The sequence below is a fragment of the Chitinophaga sp. genome (assembly GCF_019236475.1).
GTDB lineage: Bacteria > Bacteroidota > Bacteroidia > Chitinophagales > Chitinophagaceae > Chitinophaga.
Window position 1 is genome coordinate 13064 of record NZ_JAFAIX010000011.1, and the last position, 15712, is coordinate 28775.

The 15712-nt window shown below is 43.8% G+C and carries 14 protein-coding genes; 5 read left to right on the forward strand and 9 right to left on the reverse strand.

Annotated elements, in window-relative coordinates; translation table 11 throughout:
• The first annotated feature begins 21 nt into the window (after positions 1 to 21).
• Both JO154_RS14610 and JO154_RS14615 read left to right on the forward strand, forming a co-directional pair.
• Positions 22 to 471 (forward strand): antitoxin Xre/MbcA/ParS toxin-binding domain-containing protein, encoded by a 450-nt coding sequence (locus tag JO154_RS14610; RefSeq protein ID WP_291946744.1) that lies wholly within the window; start codon positions 22 to 24, stop codon positions 469 to 471.
• A 21-nt stretch (positions 472 to 492) separates the two neighbouring features.
• Positions 493 to 954 (forward strand): RES family NAD+ phosphorylase, encoded by a 462-nt coding sequence (locus JO154_RS14615; RefSeq protein ID WP_291946746.1) that lies wholly within the window; start codon positions 493 to 495, stop codon positions 952 to 954.
• A 132-nt stretch (positions 955 to 1086) separates the two neighbouring features.
• On the opposite strand, the gene JO154_RS14620 is transcribed toward JO154_RS14615, so the two are convergent.
• The 7 genes from JO154_RS14620 to JO154_RS14650 all read right to left on the reverse strand — a co-directional run bounded on the left by JO154_RS14620 (position 1087) and on the right by JO154_RS14650 (position 11972).
• Positions 1087 to 2409, reverse strand: a complete 1323-nt coding sequence (locus JO154_RS14620) for an aspartate kinase (protein ID WP_291946748.1) — start codon at positions 2407 to 2409, stop codon at positions 1087 to 1089.
• Between the two features lie 35 nt (positions 2410 to 2444).
• The gene (locus tag JO154_RS14625; protein WP_291946750.1) at positions 2445 to 3518 is read right to left on the reverse strand and encodes an Ldh family oxidoreductase; all 1074 of its coding nucleotides are present in this window, start codon (positions 3516 to 3518) and stop codon (positions 2445 to 2447) included.
• Between the two features lie 39 nt (positions 3519 to 3557).
• Entirely contained in the window at positions 3558 to 3872 is a 315-nt protein-coding gene (locus tag JO154_RS14630; protein WP_111590233.1) for a DUF3467 domain-containing protein, read from the reverse strand.
• Between the two features lie 78 nt (positions 3873 to 3950).
• Positions 3951 to 5318, reverse strand: a complete 1368-nt coding sequence (locus tag JO154_RS14635) for a SusD/RagB family nutrient-binding outer membrane lipoprotein (RefSeq protein WP_291946753.1) — start codon at positions 5316 to 5318, stop codon at positions 3951 to 3953.
• 35 nt (positions 5319 to 5353) lie between these two features.
• Entirely contained in the window at positions 5354 to 8710 is a 3357-nt protein-coding gene (locus JO154_RS14640) for a SusC/RagA family TonB-linked outer membrane protein (RefSeq protein ID WP_291946755.1), read from the reverse strand.
• 500 nt (positions 8711 to 9210) lie between these two features.
• A complete protein-coding gene (locus JO154_RS14645) occupies positions 9211 to 11211 on the reverse strand; it encodes a helix-hairpin-helix domain-containing protein (protein ID WP_291946757.1) in 2001 nt (666 codons plus the stop codon).
• A complete protein-coding gene (locus JO154_RS14650; RefSeq protein ID WP_291946759.1) occupies positions 11199 to 11972 on the reverse strand; it encodes a hypothetical protein in 774 nt (257 codons plus the stop codon). Before JO154_RS14650 ends, JO154_RS14645 begins: the two co-directional genes overlap by 13 nt.
• A 300-nt stretch (positions 11973 to 12272) precedes the next feature.
• On the opposite strand from JO154_RS14650, the gene JO154_RS14655 reads away from it, so the two are divergent.
• On the forward strand, positions 12273 to 12773 hold the full coding sequence (locus JO154_RS14655; RefSeq protein WP_291946761.1) for a hypothetical protein: 501 nt from the start codon (positions 12273 to 12275) through the stop codon (positions 12771 to 12773).
• Between the two features lie 90 nt (positions 12774 to 12863).
• On the opposite strand, the gene JO154_RS14660 is transcribed toward JO154_RS14655, so the two are convergent.
• A complete protein-coding gene (locus JO154_RS14660; protein ID WP_291946763.1) occupies positions 12864 to 13502 on the reverse strand; it encodes a deoxynucleoside kinase in 639 nt (212 codons plus the stop codon).
• Positions 13503 to 13556: 54 nt separating this feature from the next.
• Positions 13557 to 14561, reverse strand: a complete 1005-nt coding sequence (trpS, locus tag JO154_RS14665; RefSeq protein ID WP_291946766.1) for a tryptophan--tRNA ligase — start codon at positions 14559 to 14561, stop codon at positions 13557 to 13559.
• A gap of 99 nt (positions 14562 to 14660) precedes the next feature.
• Between trpS and gatC the strand changes: the two genes are divergently transcribed.
• Together gatC and JO154_RS14675 are read left to right on the forward strand one after the other, a co-directional pair.
• A complete protein-coding gene (gene gatC / locus JO154_RS14670; protein WP_291946768.1) occupies positions 14661 to 14951 on the forward strand; it encodes an Asp-tRNA(Asn)/Glu-tRNA(Gln) amidotransferase subunit GatC in 291 nt (96 codons plus the stop codon).
• A gap of 6 nt (positions 14952 to 14957) precedes the next feature.
• Positions 14958 to 15665 (forward strand): ABC transporter ATP-binding protein, encoded by a 708-nt coding sequence (locus JO154_RS14675; protein WP_291946770.1) that lies wholly within the window; start codon positions 14958 to 14960, stop codon positions 15663 to 15665.
• The last annotated feature ends 47 nt before the right edge of the window (positions 15666 to 15712 follow it).

Here is a 15712-nt window from a genome sequence, read left to right on the forward strand (position 1 = left end):
TTTTTGCGACAAATGTCGGTTATGTCAAATTTCAATGGCTATCAAGTACAAGAGAATGCCTTGTTGATAGATACAAGTCATGCCAGTCATGCTATGGGTGCCGGGTACTTCGATTTCATCGCGTTATCCCGTAGCGGCATTATTAAACGAGCGTTACTTAACCTGAGTAGGCAGATTTCATTTTCCCTGACGGAGCTTGCGCAGGTCGTCCATATATCAGAAAGAACATTACAGCGTTACGCAGATGATGCCAAGCTATCCCTGGATACCAGTGAGCGAGCCATTATGCTCTCTGCGCTCTACCAACGAGGTACCGAGGTATTCGGTGATCTCGAAAATTTCAAGGAATGGATGCGTACTCCATTGCCGGCTTTCAACTATCAACTCCCTATTTCGCTATTAGACACTACGTTTGGCTTCCAGCTCATCCAAGATGAATTGGGACGTATAGAACATGGCTTGTTTGCATAGCATCACTTCGATACATATATCATGGACGTTTACAGGATCAGTAAGTGTGCATACATCAATGATCTGAGCGGGACCGGCGCACGCCTGTATGGTGGTCGCTGGAACAGCAAAGGACATTCTATTGTTTACACCGCAGGCTCCAGGGCACTGGCAGCATTGGAAGTACTGGTACATATTCCGCTGAAAAATATTATACAGGATTTCTGCATCGCAGCTATCCATATTCCCGACAACATAGCCATTAGAACCCTTACAGAGAAAGACTTGCCAGCCAAATGGCAATCGCTGGCGCCATTGCCTGAATTGCAGTGTATTGGCGACGAGTGGATAGCTACTTCAAAGTATGCAGTCTTGAAAATTCCGTCTGTGGTAATTGCAGATGAATTTAATTACCTGATCAACCCGGAACATCCAGAAGCACAGGGGATCATCGTCAGTGAAACGAAACCATTTGTGTTTGATCAGCGATTGAGCAAGTCATAAAGTGGTGTTTGGGGGCGATTTTTATAAAAAAATGAGGCGTGACGTCTGCGACGTCACGCCTCATTTTTTTATATTTTTTTTGTCGTCCCTGCCCGAGCAGGGACGACAGGCAGGAGAGTTTTAGGTCGAATACTATTCCAGACCGAATAAGCCCTTATTCAACAGTTGCAGTGTTTTCTCTTTCAACTGGGCATTCACCAGAATGGAGATATTATGTCTGCTACCACCGTAAGAAATCATACGCAATGGAATATCTTCCAGAGAAGAGAACAATTTCGTGATGATAGAAGGAGTAGCTGCTACTTCATTACCAACGATGGAAACAATTGCCTGCTGATAATCCAGTTCCACTGTACCGAATGGTTGCAGCTCTTTCACGATCTGATCCAGTTGTTGAGGATTGTCGATTGTCAGTGATACTGCCACTTCAGAAGTAGTGATCATATCAATTGGTGTGCGGAATTTCTCGAATACTTCGAAGATTTTACGCAGGAAACCGTAGGCCAGCAGCATGCGGCTGGATTTGATTTTGATCGCGATGATACCATCTTTTGCAGCGATAGCTTTCACACCGTTACCATTAGGCAGTTCAGTGATGATAGTACCTTTTGCTTCCGGCTGCATGGTGTTCAGCAATTTCACTGGAATGTTGAAATGCTGTGCAGGCCAGATAGAAGCAGGGTGCAGGATTTTAGCGCCGAAATAGGCCAGCTCCGCAGCTTCATCGAAAGACAGTTGATCGATTGGGAAAGTTTTCTTCACCACGCGAGGATCGTTGTTGTGCATACCATCGATATCTGTCCAGATTTGCACTTCATCCGCCTGAATAGCTGCACCAATCAGGGATGCAGAGTAATCAGAGCCACCGCGTTTCAGGTTGTCCACTTCTCCTCTTGCATTACGGCTGATATAACCCTGTGTAATGAACAGATTTACATCCTTGTTTTTTTCGATCAGGGAAGTGAGTTTAGACTTAATTTTTGGAATTTCAGGCTCTTCGAATTCATCGATACTCATGAAATCCAGTGCTGGCAACAGTGCTGCTTTAATGCCTGCTTCTTCCAGGTAAACGCAGAAAAGGCGGGTAGACAGCAGTTCACCTTGTGCCAGAATATCCTTATTCAATGCTTCATTGAAGGAGATCTTCAGGATAATATTCAGGAATTCAAAGTGTTCATCAATGATAGCCTTTGCATTAGCACGGCCAGCCTCGGTCTTGACCAGTTCGTCACAGAAAGAACGGTAGTGACCTTCCAGCTTATCGATCTGCTGCTTCGCTTGGTCCTTCTTCCCTTCTGACAATGACTGGCTAATTTCCACGAGGGAGTTAGTAGTACCTGACAGTGCAGATAGCACTACAATTTTCTGATCAGCATCCGCTGTGATCAGTTGTGCTACCGAATGCATACGCTCTGGTTTTCCCACGGAGGTTCCACCAAATTTTAACACTTTCATCTGAATAGAATTGTATATAAATGATTGAGAATATTTTAAAAATTGAGCTTAAACTTAGCCGCAACTTCCTGTAAATCCTTGACTACAGGGGCCAGCACAGGAATACCGTTTTCCAGGCGGTGTTGCTGCATTTCTCTTTCCGGATCGCCGGGAATCAATACTTCCTTACCAGCTACAGGAGTGGCTGCCCGGAAACGGGTAATCCACTTATCCATGTGTTCTTTGAATTCGTCTGCTGGGCGGAAAGCATCTACCCGCATCGCTCCAAAGAAGTGGCCAAGGCCCTCTCCTACTGGATCTGGCGCCAGTGGCAAGAAACTTACAAAAGGAGGCGCCCATGGACCATAATTGGCTCCTGAAAGCACGGCCGAAAATATATCAACAATTGCTCCCAAACAATACCCTTTATGACTTCCGTGTTCTCTATCTCCTCCCAATGGCAATAATGCACCGCCATCTTTCAGTTCATGTGGATTAGTACTTGGTTGTCCGTCTTTATCCTGGATCCAGCCGTATGGCGCTTCTTCGTTCTTACGCTGTAATATTTCCAGTTTGCCATTGGCAGCAGTGGTGGTAGCAAAGTCAGCCACAAATGGTGGTTGCTCTTTAGCTGGAATAGCCACGGCAATAGGATTAGTACCCAACATTCTTTCTTTGGAGAAAGTAGGCGCTACGAGGGGACTGGCATTGGTCATTGCCATACCGATCATATCCTGATCGAGTGCCTGCATCGCATGATATCCAGCAATACCGAAGTGATTGGAATTTTTCACGCTTACCCATCCGGTACCTACTGCAGCGGCTTTCTGAATAGCCACCTGCATCGCAAAAGGCGCTACCACGAGGCCTAATCCGGCATCTCCGTCTACCACAGCAGTGCTGGGGGTTTCATGGACAATGCGGATGTTTGGTTTAGCATTAATTCTGCCAGCTTCCCAAAGGCGCACATACCCAGACAGGCGGGCTACGCCATGAGAGTCAATTCCTCTGAGATCCGCTGACACCAGCACTTCACTGGCCAGGCGCGCGTGTTCGAGAGAACAACCCATATGAATAAAAACTTCCAGGGTAAATTCTCTTAAATGATGATATGAAAATGTTTTTTCCATGACAAGAAAGCTGAAATACGTACTAAAATCAATACTGGCTTATGCCTGAGCGGTAGGACCACCAAAATTCATTGGCAGGGAAACAGGTTCCTGATCCTGGATAGTACCGTGTACAGATTCGTATTTCTTGATATTTTCCAGCATTGCCTTCATGAAGCGCTTGGCATGCTGCGGGGTGAGTATGATTCGGGATTTAACTTTTGCTTTAGGCAGACCTGGCATCACATTTACAAAATCTACTACAAATTCTGCGTTGGAATGGGTGATGATAGCGAGATTCGCGTACTGTCCTTCTGCCATTTCTTCACTCAACTCAATATTAAGTTGCTGTTGTTCTTCCTGCTGATTTTCCATGATTTATAGTTTAGCGGTACAAAAATAAAAAAAGAGGGCTCAAATGGCCCTCTTTTTTTATTAGCAGAGAAAATCTCTTTATTGATCCCACCAAACTTTGCTGAAAAGTCCCAGTTTCGAGTTTACGTTAGGAGCATTGTAACTGAGCTCTTGTTGTGGATACAGGAACCTGCGAGGAATCTGTGTACCGGCAACTGGAGTGAGTGTAGGCACATTGGTTCTGCGCCAGTCTGTAAACACTTCAGGGTTCAGATACATGGCGAAGTATTTCTGTGTCATGATCTGCGTAAATGCAGTAGCAGCAACGGTAGACAGTGTTCCATTTGCAGCGATATAAGTAGCTGCATCTGCATCAGCAACACCATATTGTTTCATGGAAGCGGCTATACCTGCTTGGTATGCAATAGCTGCCTGTGGCAGGTTACCCACGCGCCAGTAGGCTTCTGCTTGAATGAACAGCATTTCTACATAAGTAGTCAGTGGTACAGTACCAGCAGGGTTGAAATAATAATTTTTATTCAAACCTCCAGCAGTAGTATCAATGAGTCTTGGATACCTTGGGTCATTCATTGACTTCAAGGTTTCAGACCAGTAGCTGATATCATATTCCAGGTATCCACCACGACCAGTTTCAAACTGATAGTATGGTGCGTTGGAAGTTGCAGCAGCACCGAAAGTTACGGAGAAGTTATCGTCATTGCTGGCGAAGCCGCCGCCACCTGCGTTAAGCGCATCGAGAGCTTTCTGGGCAGCGGTGTTATCGAATTTAGACACATGGATATACAAACGTGCCTGGAGTACTCTAGCGAGTTTTGTCCATTTGCTGATGTCTCCACCGAATACTACGTCATCTGCTCCTGGTTCAACAGTACCTGGTTGTGCCTGACGTAAAGACAGGTTGGCAATGGCGTCTGCCAGCAGTTTCTGTGCAGCAGTGTAGATATCCTGTTGTTTGTCGTATTTAGGTTGGAGTTTATCCAAGCCACTGAATGCTTCTGAATAAGGAACATCGCCCCAATAGTCAGAAACAGTAGTAATAGAGTAAGCCATCAGGATTTTGGCGATGCTGCTATAAGGATTATAGCCGCCATTTCCTTTAGGAGAGTTGACGATCATCAGTTGCAGGTTCTTCATGATGGAAGAATACACCAATGACCAAACGTTATCAAAGTCCTGTGTGGAAAAGATGTAGCTATTATAAGCTTCGAATTGTCTGTCCACCCCAGTGATTTGTTGTGCAAACATACTACCGAAGCGAGAGAAGTCACTTCCGAAAGTATAGCCCATGGCCACTTCCGCAGAAGGCAGCAATGCAGATGAAGACACAGACACCGGGTTATTCGGATCTTTATTGATATCTGGATCTACAAAAGCTTTTGTGCAGGAGAACCCTGAGAAGAGTGCACACCCCAATAACCCTGTAGCGATAATATTTCTGAATTTCATACAATCAACATTTTAAGAATTAAAGACTAGTGGTATTAAAGGGATAATTTCAACTGTATTGAATAGTTTTTAGTAGATGGAGCCATGAAATAATCCAGACCTTGTGCGTTACCAGCACCAGTGAGGCTTCCGTCAGGATCTACACCAGTATATTTGGTATGCAGCCAGAGGTTTCTTCCAACAAAGCCAATTTCCAGTCCTTTGATGAATTTTGTAGCATTCAGCAGTTTAGGATTGAATTTATAAAACAGGCTTACTTCGCGCAGTCTTACATATCCTGCATCTTCAATGAATGGTTCAGCAACAGGTCCGAAACCACCACCGTTACCGGTATACCAAGCTTGTCCCAGTGTTGCGGTAACATCGTTGTTTTTACCTGCCAGTACGGTATTTCCGTTATCATCCAGGTGACCAGCTACACCTTTGAATACAGTAGTTGTACCTCTGTTTTCAGTTTCTTTAGCACGACCGTAGGTAACCAGGGCACCACGGGTACCATTCCACATTACGCCACCATGTTTGATGTCGATCAGGGCATAGAGGCTAAAGTTTTTGTAAGTGAAGGTGTTACCGATACCAGAGATCCAGTCAGGGTTGAAGCTACCGAGAGATACGCTTTTAGAGAGGTCTGGGATTGGGAAACCATATTTACCAGCACCTTCAGAAGGACGATCTTCGATTACGAGATTACCTTGTGCATCACGCAGATATTTGTTTCCGAAGATGGCGCCATAAGGCTGACCTTTCATGGCACTAGCAACAGCTCCGGTGTAACCACCAAGGCCGATCTGATCTACACCAGGATAGAGTTCACCCACAAGGCTGCGGTTAGCTGCCCAGTTGATATTGATATCCCAAGTGAAATTGCGTGCTTTAACAGGAGTAGCATTTAACTGTACTTCCACACCATGGTTGGTGATTTCACCCGCATTCAATACGATGCTTCCATAACCGGTAGTGCTGGAAACAGGTACTGCGAGGATTTGATCGATTGATTTTTTACGATAGTAAGCAACGTCTACGCCGATACGATTTTTCAGGAATTTCAATTCCACACCGGCTTCGAACTGTTTGATTCTTTCTGGTTTCAGATTAGGGTTATTTAGGCGGGAACCACCAGAGCTGGAAGTACCGTTGGCCATGAAACCACCCACGTTACCGTTAGCTGTTGCAAATGGGAAAGTGATACCATTTGTAAAACCATCCGCAAAGAAGGAGCTTACATAGTTAGGGTATAGGTAATAAATAGGAGCATCGTTACCTACTTCTGCATAAGATACACGCAGTTTACCGAAGGAAAGGACGTTGCTATTTTTCAGGCCGCCCAGTTCACTGAATACCCAGCCTAAGTCAACGGAAGGATAGAAGAAGGTATTGTTACTTCTTGGCAGTGTGGAGCTTTTATCCACGCGGCCGCTGGCATGCAGGAACAGTTGATCTTTATAAGCCAGACGGAGATCCCCGATATTAGAAGCTCTTCTCTGTTTGAACACACCTTCGGTAGCCAGAATATTCACCGCATTGGAGAGGTTATTGAAGTTCTGGAAAGTGAGGTTATTACCGGTTGGGGTGATATTTTCTTTGTAGAAGCTGTACAGGTTATTATCGTACATGAATGTCATGTCCAGATCCCTGTTCAGTTGTTTATGGAATGTAACGAAGAAGTCGGAGTTGAGAATTCTGTTAAGGTACTGATCTTCTATGAGCATCCCTGTAGGTGCAGTTGCAGAATACAGTGGATAAGGTTGTCTACGTCTGTCGGAATAAATATCACCACCTACACGGTAGGATACATTCAGCCATTTCAGTACATCATAGCTGATGGTAGCTGATCCCATTACGCGGTTTACTTCATCTTTAAACTGTTCGTTGTTGATTGCCCAATAAGGGTTATCAAAAACTGGTGAGTGTACGCCATCTCCACCAACACCGCTGAACGCGCGTTGAGAGCCCTGACCATCAGGAAGAATATATGCTCTTGGGTCAGTAGGGCTGGTAGCACCATTTTTATTATCGAAAGTAATAGGTGTACGATACAATCCCAGACCGATACCAGAAAGGCCACCACCCTGAGGGATACGTGTACCACCGGAATTGATATAAGAGATAGTTGCGCTGGATGTCAGTTTATCGGTCATTTTTGAATCAGCGGTTAACCTTACAGTTGTTTTATTGAAAGAACTGTTAGGTACTACCCCATTATTTTTTTGATTGGATAAAGACAAACGATAAGAAGATTTATCATTACCACCAGACAATGATACGGAGTTATCGTAGGTGTGACCAGTTACAAAGAAATCCTTTACGTTATCATAGATCGCAACAGGAGCACCAGTACCATTAGGGTCTTTATGACCAACAATGGTAGGGTTTCCTGGTTTAGAAGGATCTGTTACATCGTTTAAATAGGTAAGGTTACCCAGGTAACTCCAGAGATAATTACCAGGGTTATTAGGGTCATTAGGGTTAGATTTATTATTGTAGTAGGTCAGATTTTTTACATCTGGACCCCAGGAACGTGTTGCAGGAACATCTGGACCCACATATTTACCGTTACTACCTTGTGCGTATCTTGTTTGGAATTCTGGCAGTTTATTTACCTGGCTCCAGGTCACTGCGGAGTTCACAGAAACATTCATTTTACCAGCAGTATTGGAACCTTTTTTGGTGGTGATAATGATCGCACCATTGGAAGCACCGATACCGTACAATGCAGTAGCAGCAGGGCCTTTCAGAACAGACATGCTAGCGATATCATCAGGGTTGAGGTCAATTGCACGGTTGGAGTTTTGTACACCTTGCAGATTGCTTTCAGTAGAGTTCACGCTGTTATCGATAGGAATACCATCAATTACAAACAGCGGCTGGTTGTTACCGGAGATAGACTGGTTACCACGGATAACGATGTTGGAAGAGGAACCTGGCATACCAGTAGAGTTGGTAACCTGGACACCGGCTACTTTACCGGACATCGCTGAGATAACGTTGTCTTTGTTGTTCATCAACTGATCACCTTTCACTTCCTGTACGGAATATCCCAGTGATTTTTTCTCACGTTTAATACCCAACGCCGTTACCACTACTTCTTCCAGATTTTTATTATCTGCTGCCAGCGATATGTTGAGAGTAGAACCTCCTGCTGCAGTAACTTCCTTATTCTGATAGCCTACGCTTCTGAAAATAAGTACGGCACTCGCGCCATCAATACTGAGTTTGAAATTACCATTTGCATCGGTAGTAGTACCCTTGGTAGTACCTTTGATTTGTATGGTTACTAGAGGAATTGGTGCTCCATCCGATCCGGTAACCTTTCCAGCAACCTGTTGCTGCTGGGCATAAGTCATGTTCATCATTGCAAGGAACACAACGAAAAAGAGTAGCATCTTTTTCATAGATGATTCAGATTTTGGTTGAAAAGAAAAAATAACAATATATTATTGGTTGCTAATATCAGATTGTATCTGTTAGAAACTTAAGCAGGTTACGTTGCAAGACATTTAACATCGTTAGTCAGCATATGAAAATGATAGTTTTTTGTGAGACTAAATTTTCTAATAAAAGTAAAATCACTAACAGGTAAAAAATTCCAAATTAAAAACGGTCAACTAATTTACGTGGTGTAACATAACGCATTGCTAACAAACCCAGTTTTCTCAAAAGCTTCATTCAACTGGTTAACACCCCATTTAAGTTGTCTGAAAAAGATTGGAGCCTCTTTCATGTAACGTTTTAGATTTAGATTTTGGTTGAATACGCACAAGGTAGAAAAAAAAGTAAATCGACGCGCAAAATCTATTAACATTATTTTAACTGATGTTATCTAATTGATTCAAACTCTTGTTTTTCAACATTTTAACACCCTAAAAATTAAGGCAATTTTAATAATCAGTCTCTAAAACGCATAGATTAACTGAAATTGCAGCATCGTTTTTTTATTACCTTGTATCATATCCCAACCGCTGCCAATGCGCTGTTTACCAGGATAAATCACTTGATGGATACGCCCCCAACAAGTAATATTCTTATCCAGTTTCCATTTCAAATTCAGGTAGTACTGCCACCCATCACCATAATACTGCCCTACGCTGTTCTCATACATAACACTACTTTCATACGCGTATACACGTGACTGATAGCCTCCAGTATGAAACACCCCCACTCTAGCATCCAACTGCACTGGTAGTCGACGCGGTTTATAACTGCATTCCTCGTAAAATAAAATCCCCGGTTGCAAAATGCCTCCAGCATTGTACCCAGCATACTCAAATCGCGTACTGGTGGCCCATTTTTTCTTGCCTGTTATATCCGCCTGAAAACGTATATGCGTTAACTGCGCCTCATCTTTTTTCCGACTAAGTACCCTGCCAGAGAACATCACATTTTTCTTGCAAGTCCAGGATAACTGTAACAAGTATTCCCATCCTCCTGAGGGAAAGTTTACCCCATACCGTAGCCAAGGAAATTGGAACCAATCTACATATCCGCTTAGCAACCATCGGGAAGTGGGCCTCAAGCTACATCCCATATATATACCCTGTTCATTTCGGGTATTATAATTCTCTCCAAACCCTTTACTATAAAAGCTCTGATAAGCTTTATCGTAATTCCTGTAAACAAGGGAAAAGTCCGCATTGGCGGACATACTAATCAATGCCCCCTGTAATCCTGCTAACCTGCCCTGCTGATCGCGGGCCAATTCTCCAAAAAGATGCATATTCCCCAGTGTTCGAGAATAATCCAGGCTATAATTCACCAAGCCATTCCCTCGGAAATCAAACTGGTTATAAGGTTTCAGCGGTTTCTCTAATCCTGGCGACAAATGATGATAAATAATATTGGCGCCTAAATTCCATTTGCCCATATAACGAACTACCGCACCACTGCTGAATTGGGTCACTGCATTCATCTTAGCTATTTCAGAAGATGTCCGGTGATAACCCGCTGATTGTAATGCGGTAGCTACCTGCCCGTCCGTAAGGGTATCCGCACCTGCCACTGTTCCATCCAGCTTGCGCAGAGAGCCAAAGGCTGTCAGTTGTACCTTCCCTACTTGCATGGTCACTCCAGTTCCACGAAAAAAGTAATATTCCCCAGAGGAGGTATAAGGTCTCAACACTTCCCCTTCCTTCTTTACCTGCAATACAGCGGCACTTTTTCCTGCAGCATGACTATGCCATTGCAACAATCCCTGTCCCATATTTACCGTGAAATCCCCTACTGCCACTGCTTTCACATGTCGGTAATTACTGATAAATAAATGCGCACTATAAAAATCAAATCCATATCGCTGTGCACCCCGAAAGAAAGCCTCCCCAGGATCTTTTTCCATCGATATGCCATAGCTCGTATATCCAGTGAGGTTATAACGGTAACGGATAAACACCTTATCTATGCTTCCTTGGTACGCCTTAGCCCCTCCATTGGCGGATAAGTATCCTTTTGAAGCTTCCAGTTGCCTCCCATAACGCACCAATAAACTTTTGCCTCCTTTTGAGAACAAGTCGCGCAATTGATACCTTGGCTTAAAACCCTCATCTGTACTGATGTAGGGCAGCAACTGTTTAATCAGACTAATATCAAATCCTGGCACCGCCTGCAATTCATAGATACTCACAAAATCGCCCAGTAACTGGCGGTATTGCAACAGGCTTTCCACTTGATGAGGCAATAGAATGCCTAATGCGGTAAGCTCCTCGGCATCCGCGGTATTCAATGAAATACGATGATGCGCTCTTTCTTGTAACAACTGCCACTGCTCATCATCCTCACTAACCGCAGTGGTGGCTGCAGTTTCCGCTTCCATTGACTGTTGTATAGTAGCTGGCAATTCTTCCTGTCCATATACTTGGAGCCCTACGAGTAATAACAGGATTATCCCCGCTATTTTCCCCATATCAACGCTATTGTAGGTGTGAAGCCTAATTGTGGATGTATGGATGCTCCACCGTCAATTCGTAATAGCCCTCGTGTCAGCATGACCACCCATTGCGGAGCAGGAGGCCATCCACTGAGACCCAGTTCCATCGCCAATACGGGAATGATCCGGTATATCGCTTGAATAGCAGGTGATAGTTTCCCTTCCTGCTGCCTGTATTCCGCAGCTAGCAGGAACCCTTGCCCCGACTGCCAGCCCACTCCCAGCCTATATTGCCAATCGTCCTCCCGGATTACCTGTACACCGGCCATCCACCCTGGGCCTGGGCGCCATCGTACAGCAAGTACCGCGCTAGGTACTCCTTTACTACCATACTGGTATACGGATTTACTATGATATCCTAACTGTGCGCCTACTCCTAGGCCTTCTCCCAAATGCAGCCCCATACTGCCGCTCAGTGCCTGTTCCTTCCAGTAACTATTCCCAAACTGCCGCAACTGCACTCCTAATGCAGTGCCGCCGGCAGGAATAACTAATGCCGCTAGATACATCGGTACTTCTGCAAGTCCAAACCTTCTTTCTGTGAAGATACCGGCATTGAAATGCCTGCAATCCGCCAGCACTGCAGGGTTATCTGCCGCTACAAGGGCGTCCGTGAATCCGCTCCCATAGGCCGCTCCTCCCCAGAACCTACCATAAGCTGTAAGCTGAACAGCAAAGGCCTTTACGTCTCCATAAATCAACTGAAAAAATATTATCAACAAATGCAGGATAAGCATCCTCCATGACTGGGTTAACATAAATACTTCTTAATTACGGGTTAATCAAACAAACATATCAAGCACAAAATTATCCCATGCAGGTTGCACAAACCTTTACTACATGTTAACAAACAAAAAAAGCGACCCACAAGTACTTCTACAACCTTTACTGTCCTGCTGGGTTTGTGTATTCAATTTGGGTGAAAACACCCTTTTTTTTTCTCATTTTAATAGTGAAATTTAGTATTAGCTTATAGACTGTAACCTCATCAATTCTTCTTAGATCTACCATACCCTAAAAAACCAAAATTTAAGTTTATGCATTACTCCAAAATTCTTAAATGGTGTATGACATCGCTCGCTGCGATCACACTGCTTTCATTCATCCCATCAAAGAAAACTGACGAACCTACATTGGTGAAAGCCACTCTTTTTACGCATACCAATGATGATGACAAAGATCACGATACCGGCGTTTTTATCGAGGTATACACTGCTGATGGTAAATCATTGATTGGTAAAGCATATGATAAGGACGACACCAATGATGATGGCGGGCAGTACAAAGACAATTCAAACCATCAATTCGATCTCGAACTAGGCGATGCTGTGGGCATGTCCAAATCAGATTGCGAAAAATTTAAAACAGTAATCTGGCAACAAACGCATAATGGTGCTGGCCATGACACATGGAAATTCAATGCAAAGGTCATCTTGCTCTTTTCCAATAAAACAAATATTACAGCACAGAATAATGGAATTACGTTAACAAGTAGAGGCACTAACGAAAAACCTAGCGTTGAATTTACAGCTCCATGATAATCTAGGATTAAGATAAAAAGCGACAATAAAAAAGCGGCTATCTCAAATTTCATTTGAGATAGCCGCTTTTTAAATTCCTTTAACTAATTAAAACAATCCATACAATTGAGAATCAATCTTGGAGATGATTTCTCCCAGATCTTCTTCACTTTCTGGAAACTTGTTTTTATCAATATCTATCACCAACAATGGACCTTCTTTATATTTCTCAATCCAGTTGTTGTAATATTCGTTTAGTCGTTTCAGGTAGTCGAGGCGGATATTCTCCTCATACTCTCTACCTCTTTTTTGAATCTGTGCTACCAGGGTAGGAACAGATGCTTGCAGGTAAATCAGTAAATCTGGAGGTCTAACCATGGATTTCAACGTCTCAAAGAAATTGAAATAGTTGTCAAAATCCCTTTTGGTCATCAGTCCCATTTCGTACAAGTTAGGCGCAAAGATGTGCGCATCCTCGTAGATCGTACGATCCTGGATAACAGTTTGATTACCATTCTGTACTTCCAACAGTTGTTTCAAACGACCATTCAGAAAATAGATTTGTAGATTAAAAGACCAACGTGGCATATCCTCGTAGAAATCATTCAGGTAAGGATTATGTTCCACATCTTCGTACTGCGGATGCCATTTATAATGTTTGCAAAGCATTTCTGTCAGCGTCGTTTTTCCTGCACCAATATTGCCTGCAATTGCGATATGTTTAACTTTATTTGCTTGTTTTGCCATGCGTATGTTGATATGGTATGTAATTATTGAAAATAGCTACTTGATTTCACTTTATCAATAGTATTTTATACCGATTAATTTCTTGGCCTCATTCAGTGTTTTAGATGCATTCTCTCTGGCCTTTTCCGCACCATGTTTCATAATACGCTGCATATAAGCGTGATCTTGCTGCAATGCTTTCGCTTTCTCACGGATAGGGGCAATGAATTTCACCATGTCCTCACCGAGTTGCTTTTTCATATCACCAAAACGAATGGTCTGATTATCCCAAGCTTCTGTATAGAATTTGGCTACATCCGGTGCAGACACCAATTTCATCAGGTCGATCAAGTTGCTCACTGATTCTGGCATAGGGGATCCAATTACTCCGGTAGCGCTATCGGTTTTAGCTTTCTTGATTTTGTTGAGAATCTTATCGTCCTCATCTGCCAGGTAAAGTGTCGCCAATTCATTTTCACTTTTGCTCATTTTACCGGTTCCATCTAAGCTTGGAATACGAACGAGGCTATCACCATAGTTAAAAGCTTCTGGTTCAGGGAACAGATTACCATAACGATGGTTAAAACGCTGCGCAAAATTTCTCGCCATTTCCAGATGTTGGCCCTGATCTTTTCCAACAGGTACCTTCACGGCACGCTGGATAAGAATATCGGTGGCCATCAGCACTGGGTAGGTCAGCAAACCTGCATTCACGTTCTGTGGCTGCAATCTTACCTTGTCCTTGAACGTTGGCACTTTTTCCAGCTCACCTACATAAGCCAGCATATTCATCAGCAAATAAAGCTCTGCGATTTCGGGAACGTCGCTCTGTACGTACAGTACTACCTTTTCTGGATCCAGGCCGGAAGCAATATTCTCTGCCAGTACGCGCTCTACGTTACCACGGAGATCTTTCGGATCAGGATGGGTGGTAAGTGAATGCCAATCTGCCACAAAGAAGTAGCAGTTAAAGTCCTCCTGCATCCGAATAAAATTACGGATAGCACCAAAATAATTACCTAAGTGTAAATATCCTGTGGGGCGTATGCCGCTCACCACAATTTCTTTTTCTGTTGCCATAACAGGGCGCAATTTAAAAATATCTGGCCGTTTATCCCTAATTTTGGAATACTATCAATTTACCTTTTATAATTCATTACCTTTTCGTTTAATTTGTTTATGGAAGTCAACGATACTCTGGTACAGCAATTGGCAGATCTTTCCAGACTGGAATTCAGTGCGGAAGAAAAAAAAGAATTTACCGGCGACCTCCAACGGATGATCACCTTCGTAGAAAAACTCAACGAACTGGATACTTCCAACGTTAAACCACTCCTCCATCTTACGGAAGATTATAATGTGTTTAGGGAAGACCAGGTGAAACCATCCATCAGCAGAGAAGAAGCGCTACAGAACGCGCCTGCCGCCAACGAGGAATACTTCAAAGTGCCCAAAATAATAAAGAAATAACCTTACATGCAAAAGTCTGTTATCCACCTGGAAGAAATCAGAAAAAGCTACTATCTCGGCAAAAATGAACTGCCGGTATTGAAGGGCGTTTCCCTAGATATTTTCCGAAATGAATACGTAGCCCTCATGGGACCTTCCGGCTCCGGTAAATCCACGCTCATGAACATTCTGGGCTGCCTGGATACCCCTACCAACGGCAGGTATATCCTCAGCGGGCACGATGTCAGTAAAATGGATGACAATTCCCTGGCGCATGTGAGAGGAAAAGAAATTGGCTTTGTATTCCAGCAGTTTAACCTGATGCCACGCCTTACCGCACTGGAAAATGTGGCCATTCCCCTAATTTACCAGGGTGTCGGTAAAAAAGAACGCCTGGAAAAAGCCATGGCCATGCTGGAAAAAGTAAAACTGGAAAACCGTGCGGATCACAAACCCAATGAGCTCTCCGGAGGTCAATGCCAACGCGTGGCCATCGCCAGAGCCCTGGTAAATGATCCTTCCCTCATCCTCGCCGATGAGCCCACCGGTAACCTGGATACCAAAACTTCCATTGAAATCATGGACATTTTTGGCAGTATCCACGCCTCCGGCAACACCGTAGTACTAGTTACCCACGAAGAAGATATCGCCGACCATGCCCGTCGTATTATCCGCCTCCGCGATGGCGTGATCGAATCTGACCGTGTAAATGAAAAATATGTGGTAGGGGTCTGATTTATCGCCCTATCCCTTTATATACTTCGATCCTTCCGGCAATACCG

Bases quoted from the DNA above. Each gene is read 5' to 3' on its own strand.
- JO154_RS14610 (WP_291946744.1), top strand. From the start codon at position 22: ATGTCAAATTTCAATGGCTATCAAGTACAAGAGAATGCCTTGTTGATA.
- JO154_RS14645 (WP_291946757.1), bottom strand. From the start codon at position 11,211: ATGGGGAAAATAGCGGGGATAATCCTGTTATTACTCGTAGGGCTCCAA.
- JO154_RS14660 (WP_291946763.1), bottom strand. From the start codon at position 13,502: ATGGCAAAACAAGCAAATAAAGTTAAACATATCGCAATTGCAGGCAAT.
- JO154_RS14640 (WP_291946755.1), bottom strand. From the start codon at position 8,710: ATGAAAAAGATGCTACTCTTTTTCGTTGTGTTCCTTGCAATGATGAAC.
- JO154_RS14635 (WP_291946753.1), bottom strand. From the start codon at position 5,318: ATGAAATTCAGAAATATTATCGCTACAGGGTTATTGGGGTGTGCACTC.
- gatC (WP_291946768.1), top strand. From the start codon at position 14,661: ATGGAAGTCAACGATACTCTGGTACAGCAATTGGCAGATCTTTCCAGA.
- JO154_RS14650 (WP_291946759.1), bottom strand. From the start codon at position 11,972: ATGCTTATCCTGCATTTGTTGATAATATTTTTTCAGTTGATTTATGGA.
- JO154_RS14620 (WP_291946748.1), bottom strand. From the start codon at position 2,409: ATGAAAGTGTTAAAATTTGGTGGAACCTCCGTGGGAAAACCAGAGCGT.
- JO154_RS14630 (WP_111590233.1), bottom strand. From the start codon at position 3,872: ATGGAAAATCAGCAGGAAGAACAACAGCAACTTAATATTGAGTTGAGT.
- JO154_RS14615 (WP_291946746.1), top strand. From the start codon at position 493: ATGGACGTTTACAGGATCAGTAAGTGTGCATACATCAATGATCTGAGC.
- JO154_RS14655 (WP_291946761.1), top strand. From the start codon at position 12,273: ATGCATTACTCCAAAATTCTTAAATGGTGTATGACATCGCTCGCTGCG.
- JO154_RS14625 (WP_291946750.1), bottom strand. From the start codon at position 3,518: ATGGAAAAAACATTTTCATATCATCATTTAAGAGAATTTACCCTGGAA.
- JO154_RS14675 (WP_291946770.1), top strand. From the start codon at position 14,958: ATGCAAAAGTCTGTTATCCACCTGGAAGAAATCAGAAAAAGCTACTAT.
- trpS (WP_291946766.1), bottom strand. From the start codon at position 14,561: ATGGCAACAGAAAAAGAAATTGTGGTGAGCGGCATACGCCCCACAGGA.